This is a genomic window from Pseudomonas sp. MMS21 TM103, from assembly GCF_022132145.1.
Taxonomy (GTDB): domain Bacteria; phylum Pseudomonadota; class Gammaproteobacteria; order Pseudomonadales; family Pseudomonadaceae; genus Aquipseudomonas.
The window spans coordinates 1-20850 of record NZ_JAJISP010000003.1; the positions used below are offsets into that span (position 1 = coordinate 1).

Annotated in this window: 23 protein-coding genes and 2 tRNA genes; 13 read left to right on the forward strand and 12 right to left on the reverse strand. The window is 60.7% G+C overall.

Annotated features, from left to right (window positions below; translation table 11 throughout):
* From LJY18_RS11110 to LJY18_RS11125, 4 genes are all read left to right on the forward strand, one after another.
* Positions 1 to 77: transfer RNA gene (locus tag LJY18_RS11110), tRNA-Met, on the forward strand.
* Between the two features lie 133 nt (positions 78 to 210).
* Entirely contained in the window at positions 211 to 759 is a 549-nt protein-coding gene (locus LJY18_RS11115) for a cytochrome b (protein ID WP_238041881.1), read from the forward strand.
* Positions 760 to 1028: 269 nt separating this feature from the next.
* Positions 1029 to 2351: a 30S ribosomal protein S12 methylthiotransferase RimO gene (gene rimO / locus LJY18_RS11120; protein WP_238041882.1), complete on the forward strand. Its 1323-nt coding sequence runs from the start codon at positions 1029 to 1031 to the stop codon at positions 2349 to 2351.
* A gap of 75 nt (positions 2352 to 2426) precedes the next feature.
* Positions 2427 to 2786 carry a thiol-disulfide oxidoreductase DCC family protein gene (locus LJY18_RS11125; RefSeq protein ID WP_238041883.1) on the forward strand — a complete coding sequence of 120 codons (360 nt, stop codon included), beginning with the start codon at positions 2427 to 2429 and terminating at the stop codon, positions 2784 to 2786.
* Positions 2787 to 2802: 16 nt separating this feature from the next.
* Here LJY18_RS11125 and LJY18_RS11130 read toward each other — a convergent pair whose 3' ends face one another.
* The 4 genes from LJY18_RS11130 to nirK all read right to left on the reverse strand — a co-directional run bounded on the left by LJY18_RS11130 (position 2803) and on the right by nirK (position 8054).
* Entirely contained in the window at positions 2803 to 5034 is a 2232-nt protein-coding gene (locus tag LJY18_RS11130; RefSeq protein WP_238041884.1) for a glycosyltransferase, read from the reverse strand.
* A gap of 230 nt (positions 5035 to 5264) precedes the next feature.
* Positions 5265 to 5885 carry an SCO family protein gene (locus tag LJY18_RS11135; protein ID WP_238041885.1) on the reverse strand — a complete coding sequence of 207 codons (621 nt, stop codon included), beginning with the start codon at positions 5883 to 5885 and terminating at the stop codon, positions 5265 to 5267.
* Positions 5878 to 6693, reverse strand: coding sequence for a formylglycine-generating enzyme family protein (locus LJY18_RS11140; protein ID WP_238041886.1), 816 nt, complete (start codon positions 6691 to 6693; stop codon positions 5878 to 5880). Before LJY18_RS11140 ends, LJY18_RS11135 begins: the two co-directional genes overlap by 8 nt.
* Positions 6690 to 8054, reverse strand: coding sequence for a copper-containing nitrite reductase (gene nirK, locus LJY18_RS11145; RefSeq protein ID WP_238041887.1), 1365 nt, complete (start codon positions 8052 to 8054; stop codon positions 6690 to 6692). Before nirK ends, LJY18_RS11140 begins: the two co-directional genes overlap by 4 nt.
* Positions 8055 to 8545: 491 nt before the next feature.
* On the opposite strand from nirK, the gene LJY18_RS11150 reads away from it, so the two are divergent.
* The 6 genes from LJY18_RS11150 to LJY18_RS11170 all read left to right on the forward strand — a co-directional run bounded on the left by LJY18_RS11150 (position 8546) and on the right by LJY18_RS11170 (position 12768).
* Positions 8546 to 9274: a hypothetical protein gene (locus tag LJY18_RS11150; RefSeq protein WP_238041888.1), complete on the forward strand. Its 729-nt coding sequence runs from the start codon at positions 8546 to 8548 to the stop codon at positions 9272 to 9274.
* A gap of 262 nt (positions 9275 to 9536) precedes the next feature.
* Positions 9537 to 10157: a hypothetical protein gene (locus tag LJY18_RS11155; RefSeq protein ID WP_238041889.1), complete on the forward strand. Its 621-nt coding sequence runs from the start codon at positions 9537 to 9539 to the stop codon at positions 10155 to 10157.
* 266 nt (positions 10158 to 10423) lie between these two features.
* The gene (locus tag LJY18_RS11160; RefSeq protein ID WP_238041890.1) at positions 10424 to 10750 is read left to right on the forward strand and encodes a DUF2025 family protein; all 327 of its coding nucleotides are present in this window, start codon (positions 10424 to 10426) and stop codon (positions 10748 to 10750) included.
* A 208-nt stretch (positions 10751 to 10958) separates the two neighbouring features.
* A complete protein-coding gene (locus tag LJY18_RS22505) occupies positions 10959 to 11090 on the forward strand; it encodes a hypothetical protein (protein WP_269137804.1) in 132 nt (43 codons plus the stop codon).
* A gap of 84 nt (positions 11091 to 11174) precedes the next feature.
* On the forward strand, positions 11175 to 11579 hold the full coding sequence (locus LJY18_RS11165; RefSeq protein ID WP_238041891.1) for a GNAT family N-acetyltransferase: 405 nt from the start codon (positions 11175 to 11177) through the stop codon (positions 11577 to 11579).
* A 145-nt stretch (positions 11580 to 11724) separates the two neighbouring features.
* A complete protein-coding gene (locus tag LJY18_RS11170) occupies positions 11725 to 12768 on the forward strand; it encodes a GGDEF domain-containing protein (RefSeq protein WP_238041892.1) in 1044 nt (347 codons plus the stop codon).
* Here LJY18_RS11170 and LJY18_RS11175 read toward each other — a convergent pair.
* Entirely contained in the window at positions 12740 to 12928 is a 189-nt protein-coding gene (locus LJY18_RS11175) for a hypothetical protein (RefSeq protein ID WP_238041893.1), read from the reverse strand. The genes LJY18_RS11170 and LJY18_RS11175 overlap by 29 nt on opposite strands.
* Before the next feature lie 40 nt (positions 12929 to 12968).
* Here LJY18_RS11175 and msrB point away from each other — a divergent pair, with 40 nt between their 5' ends.
* Positions 12969 to 13475: a peptide-methionine (R)-S-oxide reductase MsrB gene (gene msrB / locus LJY18_RS11180; protein WP_238041894.1), complete on the forward strand. Its 507-nt coding sequence runs from the start codon at positions 12969 to 12971 to the stop codon at positions 13473 to 13475.
* Positions 13476 to 13477: 2 nt separating this feature from the next.
* On the forward strand, positions 13478 to 14152 hold the full coding sequence (gene msrA, locus LJY18_RS11185; protein WP_238041895.1) for a peptide-methionine (S)-S-oxide reductase MsrA: 675 nt from the start codon (positions 13478 to 13480) through the stop codon (positions 14150 to 14152).
* Between the two features lie 61 nt (positions 14153 to 14213).
* Here msrA and LJY18_RS11190 read toward each other — a convergent pair whose 3' ends face one another.
* The 5 genes from LJY18_RS11190 to LJY18_RS11210 form a co-directional block, all read right to left on the reverse strand.
* A complete protein-coding gene (locus LJY18_RS11190; RefSeq protein ID WP_238041896.1) occupies positions 14214 to 14702 on the reverse strand; it encodes a GlcG/HbpS family heme-binding protein in 489 nt (162 codons plus the stop codon).
* Positions 14703 to 14820: 118 nt separating this feature from the next.
* Positions 14821 to 15438, reverse strand: coding sequence for a response regulator transcription factor (locus LJY18_RS11195; protein ID WP_238041897.1), 618 nt, complete (start codon positions 15436 to 15438; stop codon positions 14821 to 14823).
* Positions 15435 to 16940 carry a sensor histidine kinase gene (locus LJY18_RS11200; RefSeq protein WP_238041898.1) on the reverse strand — a complete coding sequence of 502 codons (1506 nt, stop codon included), beginning with the start codon at positions 16938 to 16940 and terminating at the stop codon, positions 15435 to 15437. The genes LJY18_RS11195 and LJY18_RS11200 overlap by 4 nt, the downstream gene beginning before the upstream one ends.
* A gap of 190 nt (positions 16941 to 17130) precedes the next feature.
* Positions 17131 to 17206, reverse strand: a tRNA-Thr gene (locus LJY18_RS11205).
* A 124-nt stretch (positions 17207 to 17330) separates the two neighbouring features.
* On the reverse strand, positions 17331 to 18173 hold the full coding sequence (locus LJY18_RS11210; protein WP_238041899.1) for a CvfB family protein: 843 nt from the start codon (positions 18171 to 18173) through the stop codon (positions 17331 to 17333).
* A 324-nt stretch (positions 18174 to 18497) separates the two neighbouring features.
* Here LJY18_RS11210 and LJY18_RS11215 point away from each other — a divergent pair, with 324 nt between their 5' ends.
* A complete protein-coding gene (locus LJY18_RS11215) occupies positions 18498 to 18686 on the forward strand; it encodes a hypothetical protein (RefSeq protein ID WP_170862154.1) in 189 nt (62 codons plus the stop codon).
* A 147-nt stretch (positions 18687 to 18833) separates the two neighbouring features.
* Here LJY18_RS11215 and LJY18_RS11220 read toward each other — a convergent pair whose 3' ends face one another.
* On the reverse strand, positions 18834 to 19982 hold the full coding sequence (locus LJY18_RS11220; RefSeq protein ID WP_238041900.1) for a PQQ-dependent sugar dehydrogenase: 1149 nt from the start codon (positions 19980 to 19982) through the stop codon (positions 18834 to 18836).
* Positions 19983 to 20084: 102 nt separating this feature from the next.
* Positions 20085 to 20840, reverse strand: coding sequence for a substrate-binding periplasmic protein (locus LJY18_RS11225; RefSeq protein ID WP_330872742.1), 756 nt, complete (start codon positions 20838 to 20840; stop codon positions 20085 to 20087).
* Positions 20841 to 20850: the final 10 nt, after the last annotated feature.

Consider the following 20850-nt stretch of genomic DNA (forward strand, 5'->3'; position numbering starts at 1 on the left):
CGCGGGATGGAGCAGTCTGGTAGCTCGTCGGGCTCATAACCCGAAGGTCGTAGGTTCAAATCCTGCTCCCGCAACCAGATACTCAAGAAAGGCCACTCAATCGAGTGGCCTTTTTTGTTTGTGGCGACGGGGCTCTGCTCAGCAATGCTTAAGGTTCGCTCTTTAAGCTAGGCGCAGTTTTGAATCAACCACGCCGGAGCCACCCCAATCATGACCTGGAAAAACACCGAATTTCGTTACGGCAAGCTGTCCATCGGCTTGCACTGGCTGATGTTGCTGCTGATTGCTACGGTCTACTTCACCATGGAATACCGTGGCCTGTTCCCCAAAGGCAGTGATGGCCGCGCGCTGATGAAGCAACTGCACTTCATGCTCGGGCTGTCGATCCTGACACTGGTCTGGTTGCGCATCCTGACCCGGCTGATCGCACCTACCCCCCTGATACAGCCTGTCCCGCACAGGGTGCAGACGAAGCTTGCCAAGCTGATGTACCTGGCGCTCTATCTGCTCATGATTTGCACCCCACTGTTGGGTTGGCTGATCCTCAGCGCCGAAGCCAAGCCGATTCCGTTCTTCGGCCTGGAACTACCTGCACTGCTCAGCAAGGACCATGCACTCGCCAAGCAATTTGAACACTGGCACGTATGGATCGCCCAAGCCGGCTATTGGCTGATCGGCCTGCATGCGGCAGCCGGGCTGTTTCATCATTACGTTCGCGGCGACAATGCCCTGAGAATGATGCTGCCCAACCGCAAGTAATCCGCTTACCGGCACGCCACCTACAGAGAAGAAGGGCTCGCCACATGCTGGCAAGCCCTTCTTCTCTATAGGGTCCGAATCGCCCCACTGGGGGTTCAACGCACCCCGCACAACCATGCAGACTGTCTTGGCGACTCCACTGCCAGCGCCCGCTAATTGCCTCACTCGTCCAAGAGTACTGGCGAAGTTTGCGAGCCACCGCTAGAATTGCGCACTTTTTGATCAGTGGCGCCTCCAGCGCCCATCCTTCAAAGCCTGAGGTTCGCCGCATGTCCACCCCTGCCACGCCGAAAGTCGGATTCGTAAGCCTCGGTTGCCCGAAGGCCCTGGTCGATTCCGAACGCATCCTCACGCAACTGCGCATGGAAGGTTACGAAGTCGTATCGACCTACCAGGACGCCGACGTGGTGGTGGTCAACACCTGTGGCTTTATTGACAGCGCCAAGGCCGAGTCCCTCGACGTGATCGGCGAGGCCCTGGCCGAAAACGGCAAGGTCATCGTCACCGGCTGCATGGGCGTGGAAGAAAGCGCGATTCGTAATGTCCATCCCAGCGTACTCTCCGTCACCGGCCCGCAGCAGTACGAGCAGGTACTCAACGCCGTACATGAAGTGGTACCACCGAGCAAAGAACACAACCCGCTGATCGATCTGGTGCCACCGCAAGGCATCAAACTGACCCCGCGTCATTACGCCTACCTGAAAATTTCCGAAGGCTGCAACCACAGCTGCAGCTTCTGCATCATCCCCTCGATGCGCGGCAAGCTGGTCAGCCGTCCGGTCGGCGAAGTCCTCAGCGAAGCCGAGCGCCTGGTCAAGGCCGGGGTCAAGGAACTGCTGGTGATCAGCCAGGACACCAGCGCCTACGGCGTCGACATGAAGTACAAGACCGACTTCTGGAACGGCCAGCCGGTGAAAACCCGCATGACCGAACTCTGCGAAGCGCTCTCGAGCATGGGCATCTGGGTGCGCCTGCACTATGTCTACCCGTACCCGCACGTCGACGAGCTGATCCCGCTGATGGCCGCTGGCAAGCTGCTGCCCTACCTGGACATCCCCTTCCAGCACGCCAGCCCGAAAGTGCTGAAAGCCATGAAGCGCCCGGCCTTTGAAGACAAGACCCTGGCACGGATCAAGAACTGGCGCGAGATCTGCCCGGAACTGACCATCCGTTCGACCTTCATTGTCGGCTTCCCCGGCGAAACCGAAGAAGACTTCCAGTACCTGCTCGACTGGCTGAGCGAAGCCCAGCTCGACCGCGTCGGCTGCTTCCAGTACTCGCCGGTTGAAGGCGCATCGGCCAACCTGCTGGATAACCATGTACCCGACGACGTCAAACAGGATCGTTGGGATCGCTTCATGGTGCATCAGCAGGCGATCAGCGCTGCACGCCTGCAGCTCAAGGTTGGCAAGGAACTGGAAGTACTGATCGATGAAGTCGACGACCAGGGTGCAGTGGCGCGCTGCTATGCCGACGCCCCGGAGATCGACGGCAGCGTGTTTATCGCCAGTACCGACGTCCAGCCCGGCGACAAGGTACGGGTACGCATCGTCGACGCCGACGAATACGACATGTGGGCCGAGCTGGTCTGAACCGCTGCGCCCCTCGTCCGAGGGGCGCGTGTTTCTGCTCTAAACTGCTTATAAACCCCTAACCAGGCCGGGCCAATGGCCAGACTCAAGGTCTATTACGATGGCGCCTGCCCGCGCTGCATAGCCGACCGGCGGCGTTATGAGAAGCTGCGCACGCGCAGCGATGACAGCGTCGAGTGGGTGGACATCACCGGCAAGGAAGATCAGTTGCGTGCGGCCGGTATCGACCCGTACCTGGCACTGACCGAACTCCACGTTGAAGACGGCCACGGCCGCATCCACCGCGAACTGGACGCTTACATCCTGCTGATGTCACGCACTCCGGCCCTGCGCCCGCTGGCCTGGCTACTTGGCCTGCCTGGCCTCAAACCCATGTTCTCCTGGTGCTACCGTCACTGGGTACTGCGCCGCCTGCAGCAAGAGGGGCGGCTGTAGCAAGGCGCCGAATTGCTCAGCGCCATCGACCGGCTGGCTGGATACGCGAAGCGGCAATGACCGTGCCGTAGATCTCCTTGACCCCCGCGGCGAACTGTTCAATGGAGTGTTCCTCGGCCACCAGCAGGGCGTGCCTGGACATTTCGTCACGCAGCCGATCATCCTCGAGCAACAGGATCACCCGTGCGCACCACTGGGCAATGTTCTCCGGGGTCTTGAAGCCGTTATAGCCCTGCCTGATCACATCATCGATACCACTCGAGCGTACCGCCACCACTGGCAAACCGGCGGCCATGGCCTCCAGGAGCACCATGCCCTGGGTCTCCGACTTGGACGCGAACAGAAACAGCTCGCCCAGCCGGTAGTAAATCGCCATGTCCTCGGGTGGTACGGCGCCGAGCAGTCTGAAATGGCGAGCAAGGTCCAGCTCGTCGATACGCCTGAGCAGCCGCTCACGCTGATGGCCATCACCGATCATCAGGACGAGGAAGGGACGCTCGGTCTGCCCGCGCAGACTGGCGATCGCATCGATCAGGAAATCGATGTTTTTTTCATTGGAAAGCCGCGAAACACTGATCAGGACTTGCTCCTCGCCAATGCCCAGCGACGCCCTGAGACGGCCGACCTGCTCCTCTGTGACGGCGTGAAAGCCCTGGCAGTCGATGCCCGTGGGTTGTATGAAGACGGGTTTCTTCACGCCGATCAAGCGCAAATATTCTTCGGCGGAGTATGTGGGCACGATCACCGCATCGCATTTATTGGCAAAGCGCTTGATCAGCGCATGGGAGATCAAGTTGCGAAAGAGCATGCCCGGCAGCGGCACGAAGTGAGCATAGTGTTCCAGCCGGGTATGGTAGGTAAGAACCGCCGGCACCCGCAGCCGATGCGCCAGCAACAGGCCCAACGAGCCGAGCCAGAACGGATGGTGCAGATGAATCAGGTCGGGGCGAAAGTCTCTGACCGCCTGACCGATACGTCTTAGGAAAATATTGGCCAGGCGGAATTCCTGCTTCTCGCCCATGGCCAGGATCGACGGTACCCGGACGACATCTGCCTCCTCGCGCGGCTGGTCCCGATAACTGGGCGCGATGACCAGAACAGCGTTGCCCATGGCGTCCAGCCCCCGGCGCAGCCGCTCGATCGAGATGGGAACGCCACCGATGAATGGCAGGTAGTTGTTGGTGAACATCACCACTCGCAGCGGCTTCTCCACCCAGGGCGAGGGATCCAGATCGAAATTCGGGTAATAGTCGCGCTCGACGAAGGCCAGCGCGTAGAGCTTGATCGCGGCGATGGTCAGACCGCAGACCAGCAGGATGAAGTTCAGATAGCCCACGTAGAACAGCGAATAGATGAAGAACCAGAGGCTCTCGAGTTGCTTGAAGAGCGGGTGCTGGCCCACGTCGAGACGCTGCAACTGGATACCGACGCCCTGGGCAGATACCGACACCTGCACATAGTGATGGAAACTGGCCTGATCGCTCAGCAGCAGTCCCCCCGCCCCGCCGCTGCTGATGAACCGGGTATTGCCGCGCCGCTGCTCGGAAAACAGCGGCAGGTTGGCGGCAAACACCGCATCGACAGGGTATTCAGCGAACAGCCCCAGCAGCGCTTCACGAAACGCCGCTGGCTGCAGGTAATCCTGCTCGTCGGCAAGGCGGGGAGGCACTTCGCCGTGCAGCAGCGGCAGGCCGGTAAAGACAAAGGTTTGTTGTGCATCACTCTGACCCAGGAGATCCCTGAGCCAGAGAATCTGCCAGCGCCAAGGCGTTTTGCCGGTGCTGTCGAGAAAGATGAAGTGGCTGCTGTCGGCGCGGAAACTGAAAAAATGCGGGCCGAAGTGCTCGTAGAACCGATAGCTGCCGAACTCCTCGTATTCATGGGCGCCAAAGGTCAGCAAGTAGGGCATCTGCAAATGACTCAGGGTGCCGTGCAATGCCCGGTACTTGTCCTCGCCGCCGCCGCTGACCGCATTGCCGGCGGAGATGATGAAATCGACGCCGGATGCATTCAGCATGGGAATAATCCGTCGTTCGAAAATGCCGACGGAATTATTGATATTGCCCACCACCGCGAAACTGAAGCTGTCCCGGTTTTGCAGCCGCGCCTGAATTGCCTCTATCTGACTGGTGTGTTCGGCCGCGAAGTCGGACAGCACGATGTTCAGATAGACCTTGTAGCCCAGCAGCAGGCAGACAATCAGCACATTGCAATAGAAAAGGACCTTGAGCGGGCGGCGCACTGTCATTGAGGACTGATCCGGCTACGGGCCTGGACGCACTGCTCCACCGCCAAGCTGATGATTCTGCCACGAGCTTGAGCGACAAAAGGCCGGTTCGCCCTCACCTGCAAGCAGTCGATCGGGCATCACCAGTCCTGCAAGCCTAAGTCGCCCTCGATGCGCTAAGCATAGACAGCCGTGGCGCAGGCCACGCAGAAGACTCACCGACGCCAGCAGGCGGAGTCATTGCTCAGGCCTCACTGCAGCGCCTGACGAATGTCAGAAAGCAAGGCCTGGTCCGCCGTGGGTTTGAGCAATGTGCTGCTGGCAATAACCTGACCGGATGCATTCAACAAGGTGACCCTGGTGTTGTGGCTTATTTCGCCATTGTCCAGCGCCCGATACTTGATCTTCAGCACTGCCGCCATGGCACGGGTCTGGCCCTCATCGGCCGCCACCGCCAGACGAAAAAAGCGCTGGTCGAGCTGATGCATGTGGCTCAGATGGGCCAACGAGGCTGGCGTGTCGTGCTGCGGATTCAGGCTGACCATCAGCACCCGAAGCGTACCCTGCTCGGGCTGGAGTTCGGCGATGGTACGCTGCAGGCTCTGCATGAGCACTGGACAGGCCGATGCACAATCACCATAGAACATGGTGACCAGCAGCGGCTTGCCGGCCATTTCACGCCAATCAAAATGCTCACCCCGGGCATCGGTAAGGGGCATGGCCAACCCATACAACGAGTCGGCGGGCACGCTGGCGAGCGCGGCATTGACAGGTGCTTCCTGAGCCCACGGCAATATGCCGGGGGCCACCAACAAGACAGCGGACAACAAGGCGCCGTGCAGCGCCTGACTCAGACGTTTGACTCTAGTCATTGAGGGTTCTCGATAAATGAGGGGCTGGCTCGCGGGCGCAGCGAAAGCCCAGAAAGTTGCCGCCCTGATCAGCCTCCATGGCCGCTAGCAGGGACAAACGAATCAGAACTGCGTAGTTGTTTTTGTCGCTCAGCGACAGCGCCGCGCCACCGCAGAACGCCAGCTGTTTCTGCTCGCCCTGTGTCCGACTGTCGGCGCTGACGAACAGACCATTGAAGTCCTCGACCCACTCCCACATCAGCCCATGCAGATCATGGATCCCGTAGTAATTGGCCGATTGCAGACCTATGGCCTGGGGCGACTGGCTGGCCGGACGCGAATACCATGCGAGAATTCGTGCCAACCAAAGCGGATCGCCCCGCGCATCGGCACGCTGCTCGTCGGCTGCGGCGGCAAACTCCCACTCGTACCAGGTTGGCAACCGCGCCTGTTCACTTGCACAGTAGGCCTGGGCGGCATGCCAGCTGACCTGGGTTACCGGTGCGTCAGCCTGCAATGGTGCAAACACCAGCGGCCCAGCCCACGAAGCCAGATAGTCCTTGCCCGCCAGCACGGCAGGTACCCTGCCTCGCCGCCATTGCGGGTGTGCCTGGAGAAACCCCTGGTACTCGGCATTGCTCACCGGCCTGTTACGCAGCCAGAACGGCTGAATGCTGGCCGGCGAACTTTCGCCATCTGCTGGCAATACGCTGCGAAACTCACCACCGCTTAACAACCGGTAATCGGCGGCCCAGGTACTGCAGGCGATGCCCGCGCAGCAGAACAGCACCGCACGGGCCGCCCAGGCGCACTTCAATGCCTGGCTCACAACTTCTTGATCTGACGCATCTCTCTGACCATCTTCGGGGTCAGCACGGGTTTCCCCTGGTTCATGTCGACGTTGATGTAATTGATCACCGCCGCCACATCTTCGTCATTCAGGTCCTGCGCAGGCATTACACCGTTGTAGTGTTCGCCATTGACCACCAACTCGCCACTGCGCCCGTACATGACGATGTGAGCCATCTCATACGGCCGCTCTTGGAAAAAATCGGAGTTGGCCAAGGGCGGAAACACCCCGGCAACGCCCGAACCATCCGGCAAGTGGCACGCCGCACAAACCCGCTCGAACACCCCTTTGCCGCGCGCCAGCGGCATTGCGCTCTCGGACACAGCCGCTGCAACGGCTTTAACCGGCGCGCCCGCCAAGACCGGCAATGGTGTTTTCAAACCCTGGCTATAGATCTCCGGTTGCGCTGCTCCGCTGACAGTCAGCAGACCGACTGCCCCCTTGTTGAAGGCACGGGTCAAGGAGTGATCGACCAACGTCAGATTACCCGGCACCTTGGGCACGAATTCGACAATGGTTGAGCCGCCGGGCGGCACCAGAGTGGTCTGCACATTCTCCTGAAAATGGCTACCGCCATCGCCATACACCCGGTCGAAAATCGCCCCGATCACATGAAAGCTGGACACTAAATTAGGGCCGCCGACGCCGAAGTACATGCGCACTTTTTCACCGGCATTAGCGGTCAGCGAGCTCTCGCCAGTGAGGGCGCCATCGGCACCGTTAAACAATACATAGGTGGGCTTTTCATCGACCGCTTTCTGCATGTCAAAATTCTGCAGACCCTCGGCGCGGTAGGCACCCGAGGTATAGAAATCGCCCTGCATTACATAGTATTCGCGGTCAACCTTGGACATGCCCTCTTTGGGTTCGACCAGAATCATGCCGTACATGCCATTGGCCACATGCATGCCCACGGGCGCCGTGGCGCAGTGATAGACATACAATCCCGAGGCCAAGGCCTTGAAGGTGAAGACCGCTTCGTTGCCCGGCGCGATCAGGGTTTGTGCAGCGCCGCCACCCGGGCCAGTCACCGCATGCAAATCGATATTGTGCGGCAGTTTGTTGCTGGCCAGATTCTGCAGATGCAACTCGACAGTATCGCCTTCACGCACACGGATCATTTTTCCCGGCACGGTGCCGCCAAAGGTCCAGAACATATAGCGCGTACCGGGCGCTATTTCTCTCTCGACCTCCTCCACGGTCAGATTGACCACCACCCGTGCCGGGCTCTTACGGGTAATTGGCGCCGGCAGCGCCGGGGGCGCAACCAGTTCCTGAACGATCACCGGCAAATCCGCTTCGGTCGCGGCGACTGCGGCTGTCGAGGCCAGCGCCACCATACAAGACAGCAGGGCGAATTCCGTTAGTGCACGGGTGTAATTACGTTCTTTCATGGGCCTGTCCTCATCCTTACTGGCAGAAGTATTGATAAATCCAGGCGAAATAGTTGCATGCCTAACGAATCATTGATTGACCATAATCAACGTCCTGAAAATTCGCAGAAATACTCATTGCGCAGGGAAGCAGCATGAAAAGGATCGTTATGACCAACGCCATTCGTCCCGATATTCAGGCAGGCAGTATTTCCCGACACCGCCTTCCAGCCCCAATCAAGAGGCCGCGGGCATGGCCGCATCCTTCCAACCCAAATCCGGCTTAGCCGTGGGTTACAGAAGGCAAGAGCTATAGTTGCTGATGGCATCGTTCGAGCAGCCGACTGCCAGACCGGCAGCTGCAGGACGGACAAATATTTAGTGCTTCACCGCGCCAGCTCCTGATGTGTGCGGACAGTTACCGTCCAGCGCGGCTTTCAGCCTAACGGAGGCTTACCATGACTTTAGTCAGCGAAATTGCGCCGGACTTGTATCGCCTATCGACCTACGTGCCGGAGGCAAACCTGCAGTTCAACCAGTTCCTGCTACGCGACGAGCAGCCCTTGTTGCTGCATACCGGCATGCGCGGCCTCTTTCCATCCGTCAAGGAAGCAGTGGCTCGCCTGATCGACCCGGCGACGCTGCGCTGGATCGCCTTCAGTCACTTCGAGGCCGATGAGTGCGGCTCGCTACGCGAGTGGCAGACCCTGGCGCCAGAGGCCTGCGCCCTGTGCAGCCTGGTTGGCAAGCTGGTGAGTGTCGACGATGTGGTGGCCGCCAGGCCGGCTCAGGCGCTCGATGATGGGGAACTGATCAGCACCGGCAAATATCGTTTGCGCTTCCTGCGTACACCGCACGTCCCCCACTGCTGGGATGCCGGATTGTTCTTCGAGGAAACCCAGGGCACCCTGCTCTGTTCCGACCTCTTCCACCAGAACGGCGATGTCGAGCCGTCGACCTCCGCGGACGTGATCGGCAGGGCCAGGCAAACATTGCTGGACTATGAAAGCAGCCCGTTCGCCGCCTACATGCCTTACACCGCACAGACCGCACCCACGCTCGAGCGCCTGGCGCAGCTCAAGCCCAAGACGCTCGCGACCATGCATGGTTCGACCTTTACCGGCAATGGTGAACAGGCTATCCGCGACCTCGCCGCTGTGATGAAGGAAGTTCTCGGCGCCGACTGATCCAAGCGGAGCGGTACGGCTATCACCCCCTACCCCCCGCACGCCCTGGTTACAGGATTGTCGCCTGCAGCCAGCGAGGACAAGGCACCCACGGTGATCCCTCTACCGCTGAAGTGTCCGGACTGGCCAAGAATTTGCGCTGTCTCCCGATCAATAGAGCATCGATCACACCCAGGATGGCTCGAAGCGAGTAGAATGCGCGCCCGTCGTGCTGGGAGCGCGCGCTGGGCACACAAGGACGCTGTCATCGAGGAGTTTTATCTTGCGCCTACTAATCACCCTGGCCAGCTGCCTGTTGCTCGGCGCCTGCACCGGGAACCCGCCGTCGACCTATGAACACGCCGCACGCTCGGCGCAGGGCCCGATCGCCAAAAGCAATCTCGAAGCCATCCACAATGTCCAGGCGATCCCCCTGCCACTTAATCCCGGGCTGCTGCCGCGAACCTGGCAGATCGGCGCGGATGAGCCGCGCCTGGACTTCGGTAGCTCGATCTCCAATTACCGGGTGTTCTCCCTGGAACTGAAAAAGGGCGAGCGCTATGCGCTCAACGTCAATTCGCCGTGCCACAACGCCTGCCTGGGTTTCAACAAGTTCGCCCTCAAACCGCGGGCACTGCTGCTCGACGCCTACGGCACTGTGATCGCGAGCGAACCAACCCCCGCCACCGGCCTGGTCGGCCAGGTAAGCCTGGGCTGGGATGGCGAGGCGCCGGAAGATGGGACTTACTACCTGCTAGTGGCTGCGGACAATGAAGACATCGGCAAAACCATCGTGATCGACAACATCTGGATCAACAACTCGCCCTTGATGGCAGTGAATGTCGGCATGCACAGCGCACCTTTAGGCCAGATCAACGCCCTTCCCACGTCCAAGGACAAGTAAGAATAGCGCCTGCCGGGTCAAACAGCCGCCCGCGGCGCAGCCTATCAGGCAGCCGAACGCCTGCGACACAGTGCTGACCCTGGGCGCCGCACATGGCCGCATTCGACGACAATGCCAGCCGGCCGAACCCAGCATGCGCCTCGACAACACGAATTCGCGCCTAACGGTCGGCCTATTGACCAGAAGCAATGCACGTCACGCATAACGCCTTAGCCTGTAGCGAACACCCCCCGAGGGTCTACACAGTCGTAACGCGCGAGGTTCATATGAGTATCACGTCCGCCAGCATCTGCGAGGCCGCCGACCAACTGCAGGGTTTTGTCGGCTTCAATGCCAGAACCGGCCAACATATCGTGCGCTTCAGCGAAGATTCGTTCGGCCTGGATGTGCCGCAAGACAGCATCACCCCAAGTTGCGAGTTCGTCTGGTGCGCCGGACCAGATCAGCTGATGACCCTAAAGCGCGAGCGCCTGCAATTGCTGCTCGACCTGCGCATCGACGAGCGCCTGAATATCGGCGAAGCGCTGCGGCGCTACATGCAGCGCCAGGATCTACCGGAAATCACTGCCGAACGCCTGCTTCGCCACGCCTGAGACCATGACGGCCGCCCCAATGCCACGCCGGAGCAACCAGCGGACTGGCATTGGGCTGCCGAAGTTGCGCGACTGTCCGGCTATTCTATTGGTCAGTCATCGGCGTAGACTTCGATCCATCCAGGCTCATGCCGTCGGGAGGTGGTAATGACTGAAACCCCTAGGCTTCACGCATCACTCAACCGCTGTCTAGACCGAGGTGAAGATCATGAGCAAAGGCATGGACTCGAAGAAACAGGCGAAAAAGAAACCGCTTAAAACTGCGCAAGAAAAGCGCATGGAGAAAAAGGGCAAACACGCCGACAAATCCCTGCTCGGCAGTCACTCCACCAGCGCCTGAACCACTCGCCCAGCACAGGCCAATGGCCTGCTGCTGGGCAGATAGACCGCGAATCCGCCGCTCTCGATAAACGACTGACCCCGCATGCCCGATCTGCACTGCCGCGCCCTTCCGGCCCCACTGCTACCGCTGGTGGATGAGTTCTATCGCGCCCATCGCTCCCCCATGCGCATCGACCGCCAGGCTCAGGTGTGGGTCGTGCAGCACGCAGAGATTGTCGCCGCCCTATGCCTGCGCCCCCTGGCACAGGGGTATTGGCTTAGCGGCCTGTTCGTCGCACCAAGTCAACGCGGCCAGGGGCTGGCGCGCCAATTGCTCGAACAGGCCCTGGCGCAAGCCTGCGAACCGGTCTGGTTGTTCTGTCATCCAGAACTGCACAGGTTCTATGCAGGCCTGGGCTTTATGCCCTGCCCCAGGCTACCCACGGCACTCGCCGAGCGGCTGTCACGCTATCAGCGCAAGAAAAACCTCATCGCCCTGTACCGTTAGCAGGAATACTGGTCAGGGTCTCGGCAGACAGATACCGCACCATTGGCCAGCTTGGCGCATATGCTGGCACTTTGTTCAACTTTTGCCCTTGCCGGTTTCGGCAAAGCTCTGCATCCTTCACCCATAACAACGACAAGAGCCTTTCATGGCCAGACTGACCCAGCGACTGCTCAAGCGGCTGCGCAATGACTTCCAGTTGTCCATCATTACCCTGATGAGCCTGTTCGGCATCATGGGCATCTCGCCCTATGCCGTGTATCGGCTGGCCGAAGGCAATTACCTGGTCAGCGCGGCCGATACCACCATCGTATTCTCTACTGCCTGTGCCGTGCTCTACGCCTGGCGCACCGGCGACACAGTCAAACCCGGCATCTACCTGGCGATCGTTTTCTCGCTGGGCGCGACGCTGATCGCCATCAACCTGGGGGTCAACGGGTTGTTCTGGATCTACCCGCTGATCCTGTTCAACTTCTTCATGGTTTCCCCGGGGAAAGCCGTGGTGGTCACCGTACTGGTGCTGTCGACCCTCGCTGGCTATGCACTGCTGGTACCGGGCACGGTATTCGAGAGCAGCTACCAGATGGTGTCATTCCTGGTCACCGGCATGCTGGCCAGCGCCATGACCTTCATCTTCGCCTACCGCACCCGCAGCCAGCGCGACCAGTTGCAGATCCTGGCGATCCAGGACCCACTGACCGGTGCGCGCAATCGCCGAGCGATGAATGAAGAACTGAAGATCGCCGTCTCCACCCATCGTCGGCACGGCAACAGCTATGGCGTACTGGTCATGGACCTCGATCACTTCAAACAGGTCAACGACAAGTTCGGCCACCAGGCGGGCGATCAGGTGCTGGTCGCCTTCGTCGACCTGATCAAGTGCTGCTCACGCCAGGAGGATCGCCTGTTCCGCTTCGGCGGCGAAGAGTTCCTGTTGCTCTTGCCCAACACCGACGAGCGTGGCCTAAAAGCCGCGTCGACTCATCTGCAACAACAGATCGCACAAAACCTGCCAGGCCCGGGCGGTCCCGTGACCGTCTCGATTGGCGGCGCCATCCTGCGCGACGACGAGCACTGGGAATCCTGGCTGGGACGCGCCGATCGATGCCTGTATCAAGCCAAAAGCGCCGGACGCAACCGCACCATCATCGATGGCGCACCGCTCAACCCGGAGCCACTGCCCGCGCAATAGCGCGCGGCACCAGCTGGATCTGCAGCGGACGCAGCAACCCTGGCGAAGCACTTGCTCCAGCGAGTACGCTGGCGCTGTAGATACGTCCCGTCCCGGCCATGAAGATGACGCGCCCAATCACGCGAAAAATATCGGTCAGTGGTTGTAACAAGGCGGGCATCAGCCAGTCTATTAAGCACATTCCCGTGCAGAGAATTGCCATGAAACGTCGCTCATTCCTTCAGGGCATGGCCTTGCTGCCCTCCCTGCCCCTACTTGCCAGCCATGCACCGCGCAGCCAGGCTGCGACTGTTGTGCCGCTGACCAAAGCGCACAGCGAGTGGCGCGAACTGTTGTCGCCAGAAGCCTATGCGGTTCTTTTCGAAGAGGACACCGAACGGGCAGGCAGCAGCCCGTTGAACCAGGAACAACGCGCGGGTACCTATATCTGCGCCGCCTGCTATTTGCCGCTGTTCGACAGCCAGCACAAATACGAAAGCGGTACCGGCTGGCCCAGCTTTACCCAGGCGATTGCCGGCCACACTGAATTCAAGCGTGACTTCAAACTGATCTTCCCGCGTACCGAATACCATTGCGCCCGTTGCGAGGGGCACCAGGGCCACCTGTTCAATGACGGCCCGCCGCCTCGCGGCGAACGCTGGTGCAACAACGGCGTCGCGTTGCGTTTCATTCCCCAAGGTGAAGCCTTGCCTGCACTCAGGAGTTGAACATGACCGCCAAAGTCCGATTCTGGCTCTCCCACGGACCGCTGACAGCTGCCGCCCTGCTCCTGGCTGGGCTGCTCAGCGCCTGCGGACCGAGTTCGGCCGAAACAAGCCAGGTGCCGGCAACCATGCCGAGCGATTCCAGCTCACAGGGTGCTGGTGTGGCGGTGTTCGCCGGGGGCTGCTTCTGGTGCACCGAGTCGGATTTCGACAAGGTGCCCGGCGTACTGTCCACCACCTCCGGCTACATCGGTGGCCACGTGAAGAATCCCACTTACCAGCAGGTATCGGCCGGCAATAGCGGTCATATCGAAGCGGTGCAGGTGCGTTATGACCCGAGTCGGACCAGCTACGCCAAGCTGCTCGAAGCTTATTGGCCGACTATCGATCCACTGACCCCGAACGCGCAGTTCTGCGACCACGGCTCGCAATACCGCAGCGCCATCTTCTATAGCACAGCCGAGGAAAAAGCCCTGGCCGAAGCCTCGAAAGCGGCCCTGCAAGCCTCGGGACGCTTCAGCCAACCGATCGTCACGGAAATCCTGCCCGCCACCACTTTCTATCCCGCCGAGGACTATCACCAGGACTACTACCAGAAGAATCCGCTGCGCTACAGCTACTACCGGCACGGTTGTGGCCGCGATGCGCGCCTGGAACAACTCTGGGGCAAAAAACACTAGTGCATGCACCAGGCCACAGGCATGCCTGTGGCCTGTTCGCAGCAGCTCCCGCCCTGCGAACTTACTTCAGCGCGTCCTCTACGCTCTGCAACGCGGCACTGGCGCATTGCTCATCGAGATGGCCGCCGGGAGCGCCACCTATGCCAACGGCGCCGATGACCTGATCGCCGAACTTTATCGGCAGGCCGCCGCCGAGCACCAGAAAATCATCGATCATCGGCAGGTACTGGGCACCGGGATTCTTCTGCACCATGGCCAGCACGGAGGAGGTCGGCGCCTTGGTCGATGCCGAGGTATAGGCCTTGCGCCGGCTGGCATCGACCGTATGCGGTCCGGCATTGTCGGCGCGCAGCACGGCTCGCACGTTACCGGCGCGGTCGACGACTGTGGCGGCGACGTTATAGCCCTGGGCTGCACAGCTCTGCACGGCGACAGTAACGATCTGCGCGGCGAGCGCCTGGCTGATGTTGCGTTCGCTGACGACCTCGGCCTGTGCCTGCAGGCTCAGCGCGGCGAGGGTGGTGAGGGTGAGGCTGGCGAGTGATTTCATCGAGTTGCTCCAGTTGGGAATCGGTCAGTTCCGAGGCCACAATTCTGTGGCTCGACGTACCGCCACCACCATCGGCTCGACTGCCCAGCAGACTCGGTAAAACTACCCAGCCCGCCCCTCAGGGGGTCTCGATGGCCTTGAGGTAGAGCCTGACCAATTGCGCCAGCGAATCCACCTGCAGCTTCTCGAACAGGTTGGCCCGATGGGTCTCCACCGTTCGCGGTGAAAGGCCCAGCACCCGGGCGATCTGCTTGTTGGAAAGGCCCTCGGCGATCTGCCCGAGTACCTCTCGCTCACGGTCGGTCAGGCGCGCCAGGCGCTCCTGTGCCGCACGTGAGACGCTGGTTTTTTGCCGACGGCCGATATGGCTGCGAATGGCCGTCTGTACAGCTTCGATCAGCTCACCTTCGTCCACCGGTTTACTGAGAAACTCCAACGCGCCGCTGCGAAACGCCCGCCGGCAGGCTGCCAGATCGCCATGTCCGGTAAGCATGATCACCGGCAGATCGATCTGCTCGCCGGCCAGACGCTCGAGCAATTGCAGGCCGGACTCGCCGGGCATGCGGATATCCAAGATCAGGCAGCCAATGGCATCGGCATCCCAGCCGGCGATGAAAGCCGTGCCACTGGCATAGGCATCACTGCCCAGGCCGATGGAGCGCAGCAGCAAGGCCAGCGCCTCGCGCACATCCGGATCGTCATCCACCAGGTAGACCACAGGGGAGGATTCATTCATTGGCACTGTACCTGCGTGGCGACGGGCAGAATAACGCTGAACCGGCAGCCGCCTGCCGGACTGGGCTCGACAGCAAGCCTGCCGCCGGCCTGCTCGATGATACTGGCACAGAGTGTCAGGCCAAGCCCGAGGCCGCCTGGCTTGGTGGTGTAGAAGGGTTCGAACAGACGAGCGGCCGCCTCGGCGCTGAGACCCGGGCCGGAATCGGCGATCTCCAGGCGCAGCACTTGCCCCTCCTGGGTCAAGTGGATGTCGAGTCGGCGCTCGGCGCACTCGCTCATGGCCTCGGCGGCATTCAGCAGGAGGTTGACCAGCACCTGCTCGAAACCAACGGCATCGCCCAGCACCGCCGGCAGTCCGCTGGATAATGCGGTTTTGACCTTGATCTGCTGACGGCGCAGGGTCGCCTGAGTCAGCGCCAGTGCTTCCTCCACCACGCCGCGCAAGTCCACCGGTTCGACCCGATCAGCCTTAGGCGAGAGAAACTGACGCAACCTATGCACGATCGCGCCGGCACGCTTGGCCTGCCGCGCCAGGTTACCGGCGGCCTGCTGGGCACCCGACAGATCCACCGGGTCATCGGCCATGAAATGTGCCAGTGCCTGGCTATTGGCCAGAATGGCCGCCAGCGGCTGGTTCAGTTCGTGGGCAATACCGGCAGCCAACTCGCCCATGCTGTTGATCCGCGATGCCTGGGCCAAGGCCAGTTGACGCCGGGCGATGCTGCTGTGCCGGTATTGCACGAAGGCCCAGCAGCACAGCAGACTGATCGACAACAGCGTGACGATACCGATCGCCAGCCGCAGCCAGGGCAGTTGCTCGGGCAGGGGCGACTGCTCGGTCGCCAGCTGGAAAGGCTGGGAGTGACTGCCCAAGGCCTTGCGGAACAGCAACGGGGTCAAGTCCGACCAGCGGCTCGCTTGCGCGGTAACCTGCCAGAGCAGCAGACCATCATCAGTGGTCAGTTGTGCAGTCATCCGCTCGGCCGGCAATTCCTCCAGCTGCAGCAGGCGAGCACCGGCGATGCGGATGGCGTATAGCGTGCCAGTCGGGCTGGAGCGCAGCAGGCGATAGTGCTCGGGGTCATCGGCCAGCACCCACAGTCGGGCTTGCCTCGACAGCGCCGGCAAGGATTCAAGCGTAGCCGCAGCCAGAGCGGGCGAAGCCTGGCTGGCATTGCGCTGCCAGCGCCCAGTGGGTTCCCTGCGGTAGCGTTCGATGCCGACAATCTGCGGGTAGCTGCGCTGCAACGAGCCGGCGAAACTCTCGAACAATGCCGTCGAAGTACCCAGCGACTGCTCGGCAGCCACCAAGGCGGCTAGAATCGCTTCATGTTGTTCGGCACGCTGGGTCAGCAGGCGATGGAGAATCCGCGACTGAGTCTCGAACGCCTCGTATGTGCGCCCCCGTTCCTCCCCCAGCAGCCAGTAGGCATAACCCAGGGACAGTCCCAGCCAGACCAGCAAAGCAGCGAGCCAGGGCGATAGTGGTTTGCGGTTCATGGTGCGGCGTCGCGGGTGCGCAACCTGAGTATCTGCATCGAAGTGCTCTCGGAAGGGATGGCCGGACCAATGCGCCAAGCAACTGGCCAATCAGCAACAGAGTGTGCCATTGCGGCACAGCCTTTGTCGTTTCCGTAGGACTACGTAGAGCGATAGCGACGAGTAGGCCTCGCACTACAAGGGAGAGAGTTGGTGCCGTTGAGAGGAATCGAACCCCCGACCCCATCATTACGAATGACGTGCTCTACCAACTGAGCTACAACGGCAAATGCCTGGGCATTATTCAACGGAGTCCGTGGTCGCTCAAGCAGGTTTTTTGAAAACCAGCGCTCGCATCGCGCCCACAGGCAGAACCATGCCCAGCAGCACATTGCTGCCGGGTAGGTGCTGTTACTTGGCGGACAACTCGATGCGGTCCTCGTGAATCACGATGCGACCCTGCTTGTACAAACCGCCGATGGCCTTCTTGAAGTTGCCTTTGCTGACGCGAAACAGGGCGCTGATGGCCTCTGGCGAACTCTTGTCATTGAGGGGCAGCACGCCATCGTGCTCGCGCAGTTTGGCCAGGATCTGCTCGCCCAGGCTGCTCGCCGCTTCCTGCCCAACCGCCTGCAGACTGAGACTGATCTTGCCGTCGGCGCGCACTTCCTTGATGAAGCCTTTTTCCTGCATGCCGCTGCGCACGAACTTGAACAGTTCGTTCTTGTGGATCAGGCCCCAATGCTTGCCGTTGATGATCGCCTTGAAGCCCATGTCGGTGGACTCGACCACCAGCAGGTCGACTTCCTGACCGGCCGTGTAGGTGGCCGGCACGGTGTCCAGGTAGCGATCCAGGCGGGCAGTGGCGGTGATGCGCTTGCTGCGCTTGTCGAGAAACACGTAGACCACGCAGTAGTCGCCGACTTGCAGCGGGCGCTTTTCTTCCGAGTGAGGCAATAACAGATCTTTCGGCAAACCCCAGTCAAGAAATAAACCGACGCGGTTGATATCGACCACTTTCAGGCTGGCAAATTGGCCCACCTGCACTTTCGGTGTTTCCGTGGTGGCGATTAACTTGTCATCGCTGTCCAGGTAAATAAATACATTCAGCCAGTCTTCCACCTCACTTGGCGTGTCCTTGGGGATATAGCGCTTTGGCAGCAATATTTCGCCATCCGCGCCGCCATCCAGATACAGGCCAAAGTCGGTGTGTTTCACGACCTGCAAACTATTCATTCGTCCAATTACAGCCATGGTGCCCTACCCTCGTTGCGAGCCGGACATTCTACCTGAGTTGTGGCCTGGATTCTCGGCGCCGACACGCGAACGCGCAGGGCCTTGCCAGGGCAGCTCGGACCGACCCGACCAGTGGGAACCAGCCGTTAATCAAACCAGCGGACGGCTCATTCCTTTGACAGACACTCAATAAAACAATGACTTACTCAATGCCATCAGCACCATGCACACCCGCGACCACTATCGGCCCTAGGCGCATATTGAGTTGCCAGCGTTATTTACCAAGCATTTGTCAAGCCGTTCAGGTACAATCTGCGGCCAAATTAATTTTTAAATAGGTTAATGGCCGCCATGCGTGTTAAAGCATCAAACAGCAAGCCCAAACCAGCTCCAGCCGTTGAAACTAGCGCTTCGATTGATGCGCAGATTGCCGCTTTCTTGAACTCCGGCGGTGAAATCCAGCAGATCGCCAAAGGCGTCAGTGGCCAGGTCTACGGTGCATCCAAGCAGATCACCATTGGCAAAAAATAGCCAATAGCGACCTTAGCCCGCAGCGCTTTGCTTACCCGATAAGGCGCTGGGCTACCGCTTCATCCCCCCTTCCCGCAATCAAGCCCCAGCCCTCAGTGCAGCCTGACCGACAAGTCCAAGGCCCGTTCCTGCCTGCGTACCCCGGACTCATTTCGGCCGCAATTCAAGCCGCAACAATTGGCCGTTGGCCGCGTCAGTCAGCACATATAGATAGCCATCCGGCCCCTGACGCACATCGCGGATGCGTGCATGGAGCTGCTTCAGCAGACGCTCCTCGTGTACCACCTGGTCGCCGCGCAACTCCAGACGAATCAGCGCCTGCCCGGCCAACGCGCCGATGAACAGGTTGCCCCGCCAGGCGGGGAAACGCTCGCCGTCATAGAACGCCATCCCGCTGATTGCCGGTGACTTTTTCCAGACATAGTGCGGCGGTTCGGTCCCGGCGACCACCTTGCCCTGGGCTTCCGGGATCGGCAGGAACGAATAGTTGACCCCATGGGTGGCGAGCGGCCAGCCGTAGTTCTTGCCAGCTTGCGGGATGTTGATCTCATCGCCGCCGCGCGGGCCATGCTCGTGGGTCCACAGCTGCCCGGTCCAGGGGTTGAGTGCGGCGCCTTGCTGGTTGCGATGACCGTAAGACCAGATTTCCGCTCGGACGCCTGGCTGGCCGACGAAGGGGTTGTCACGCGGTATCTTGCCGTCCGGGTGCAGGCGCACCACCTTGCCTTGCAGCTTGTCGAGGTCTTGCGCGGTCGAGCGCTGATTGTTTTCGCCCAGGGCGACAAACAGGTAGCCGTCGCGGTCGAACACCAACCGCGAGCCGAAATGTGCGCCGCTGGACAGTTTTGGCAACTGCCGGAAGATCACCTGGAAATCTTCCAGCTGGCGTTTATCCAGCGACAACCTGCCGCGCCCGACCGCAGTACCGGCGTACTCACCGTCGCCGGCCTCGGCGTAGCTCAGATAGACCAGGCGATCCTGGGCAAACTCGGGCGACAGCGCCACATCGAGCAGCCCACCCTGGCTTCTGGCATAGACCGCCGGGACTCCGCCGATCGGCTCGGACAGCCCGCCCTGCAGATCAACCAGGCGCAAACGCCCAGGCCGCTCGGTAACCAGCAGGCCTTGTCGGTCAGGCAGGAAGGCCATGCCCCAGGGGTGCTCCAGCCCCGCGACCAGCTGGCTGACCTGCAGAACGCCCTGCTCACTGGGGTATTCACCGGCCTGCACGGCAGTCGGCGGCATCATCAGCACGCCGGCCAAGCCCAGTATCGCCAGTATGCGTGTGCGCAACATGCTTCGCTCCTCAATGTCGAGTAGTGGTGGCGCCGGATGGCCAAATCATGCAGCGGCACCGCCCGGCTTTCGGCCCAGAGAGCATTACTTTAGCGGTCGAACTCAATACATCGCGTAACGACGCTCTATCGCGCGGTACTCGCCACTCGCGCGAATAGCCGCGAGCCCCCGATTGAAGCAGTCGCGCTGAGCCTCATGGCGGAAGCCGACCTGATAGGGGGTGGCGGCGAAGATCCGATATTCGCTCAGTGGCTGGCTGACATCGACCTGATCGAGCACTTCACGATTGAGGTAGCGCAGGATTCGCATATCCGCCACCACCACCTCGATCCGCCCGCTGTAGAGCAGGCGGTTACGCGCGATCTGCTGCGCCTCTTCGCGGTAGCGCGGGTTGTTCTGCGCCATCCGCTGAAATTCGCTACCGAGCAAGAAGCGCGCACGTTGAAAGGCGCTGACCGAGTAATTTCCCAGGTCGGCAATCCGCTCGATCTTGTAGTGGCGCGCGCGCAAGGCCAGGGCAACATTCTGGTAGTAGATATGCGGTTCGGAATAGAAGGCATCTATGCCGCTCTGCTCGTTAGTGGTGGCAATGGCGTCGATTTCGCCACGACGCAAGCGCAGATGCAGGCGCTCCATCGGCGCATGGGTGACTTGAACGGCAAAGCCGGCGTGCTTTGCAGCAGCCACAACTATCTCGTATTCGAGCCCACGCGCTTCGCCTTGAAACACGTAAGGTGGCTTGTGCGTTCCAATACCCAGGCGCAGCGGTTCTGCCGCAACTGCGAAACTGAACCCGAGCAGCACCATCCCCCACATCCACTGCATGCCAGTCCCCTTCGTTCTGCAGAAGTGCAGCATAACCGGCCAA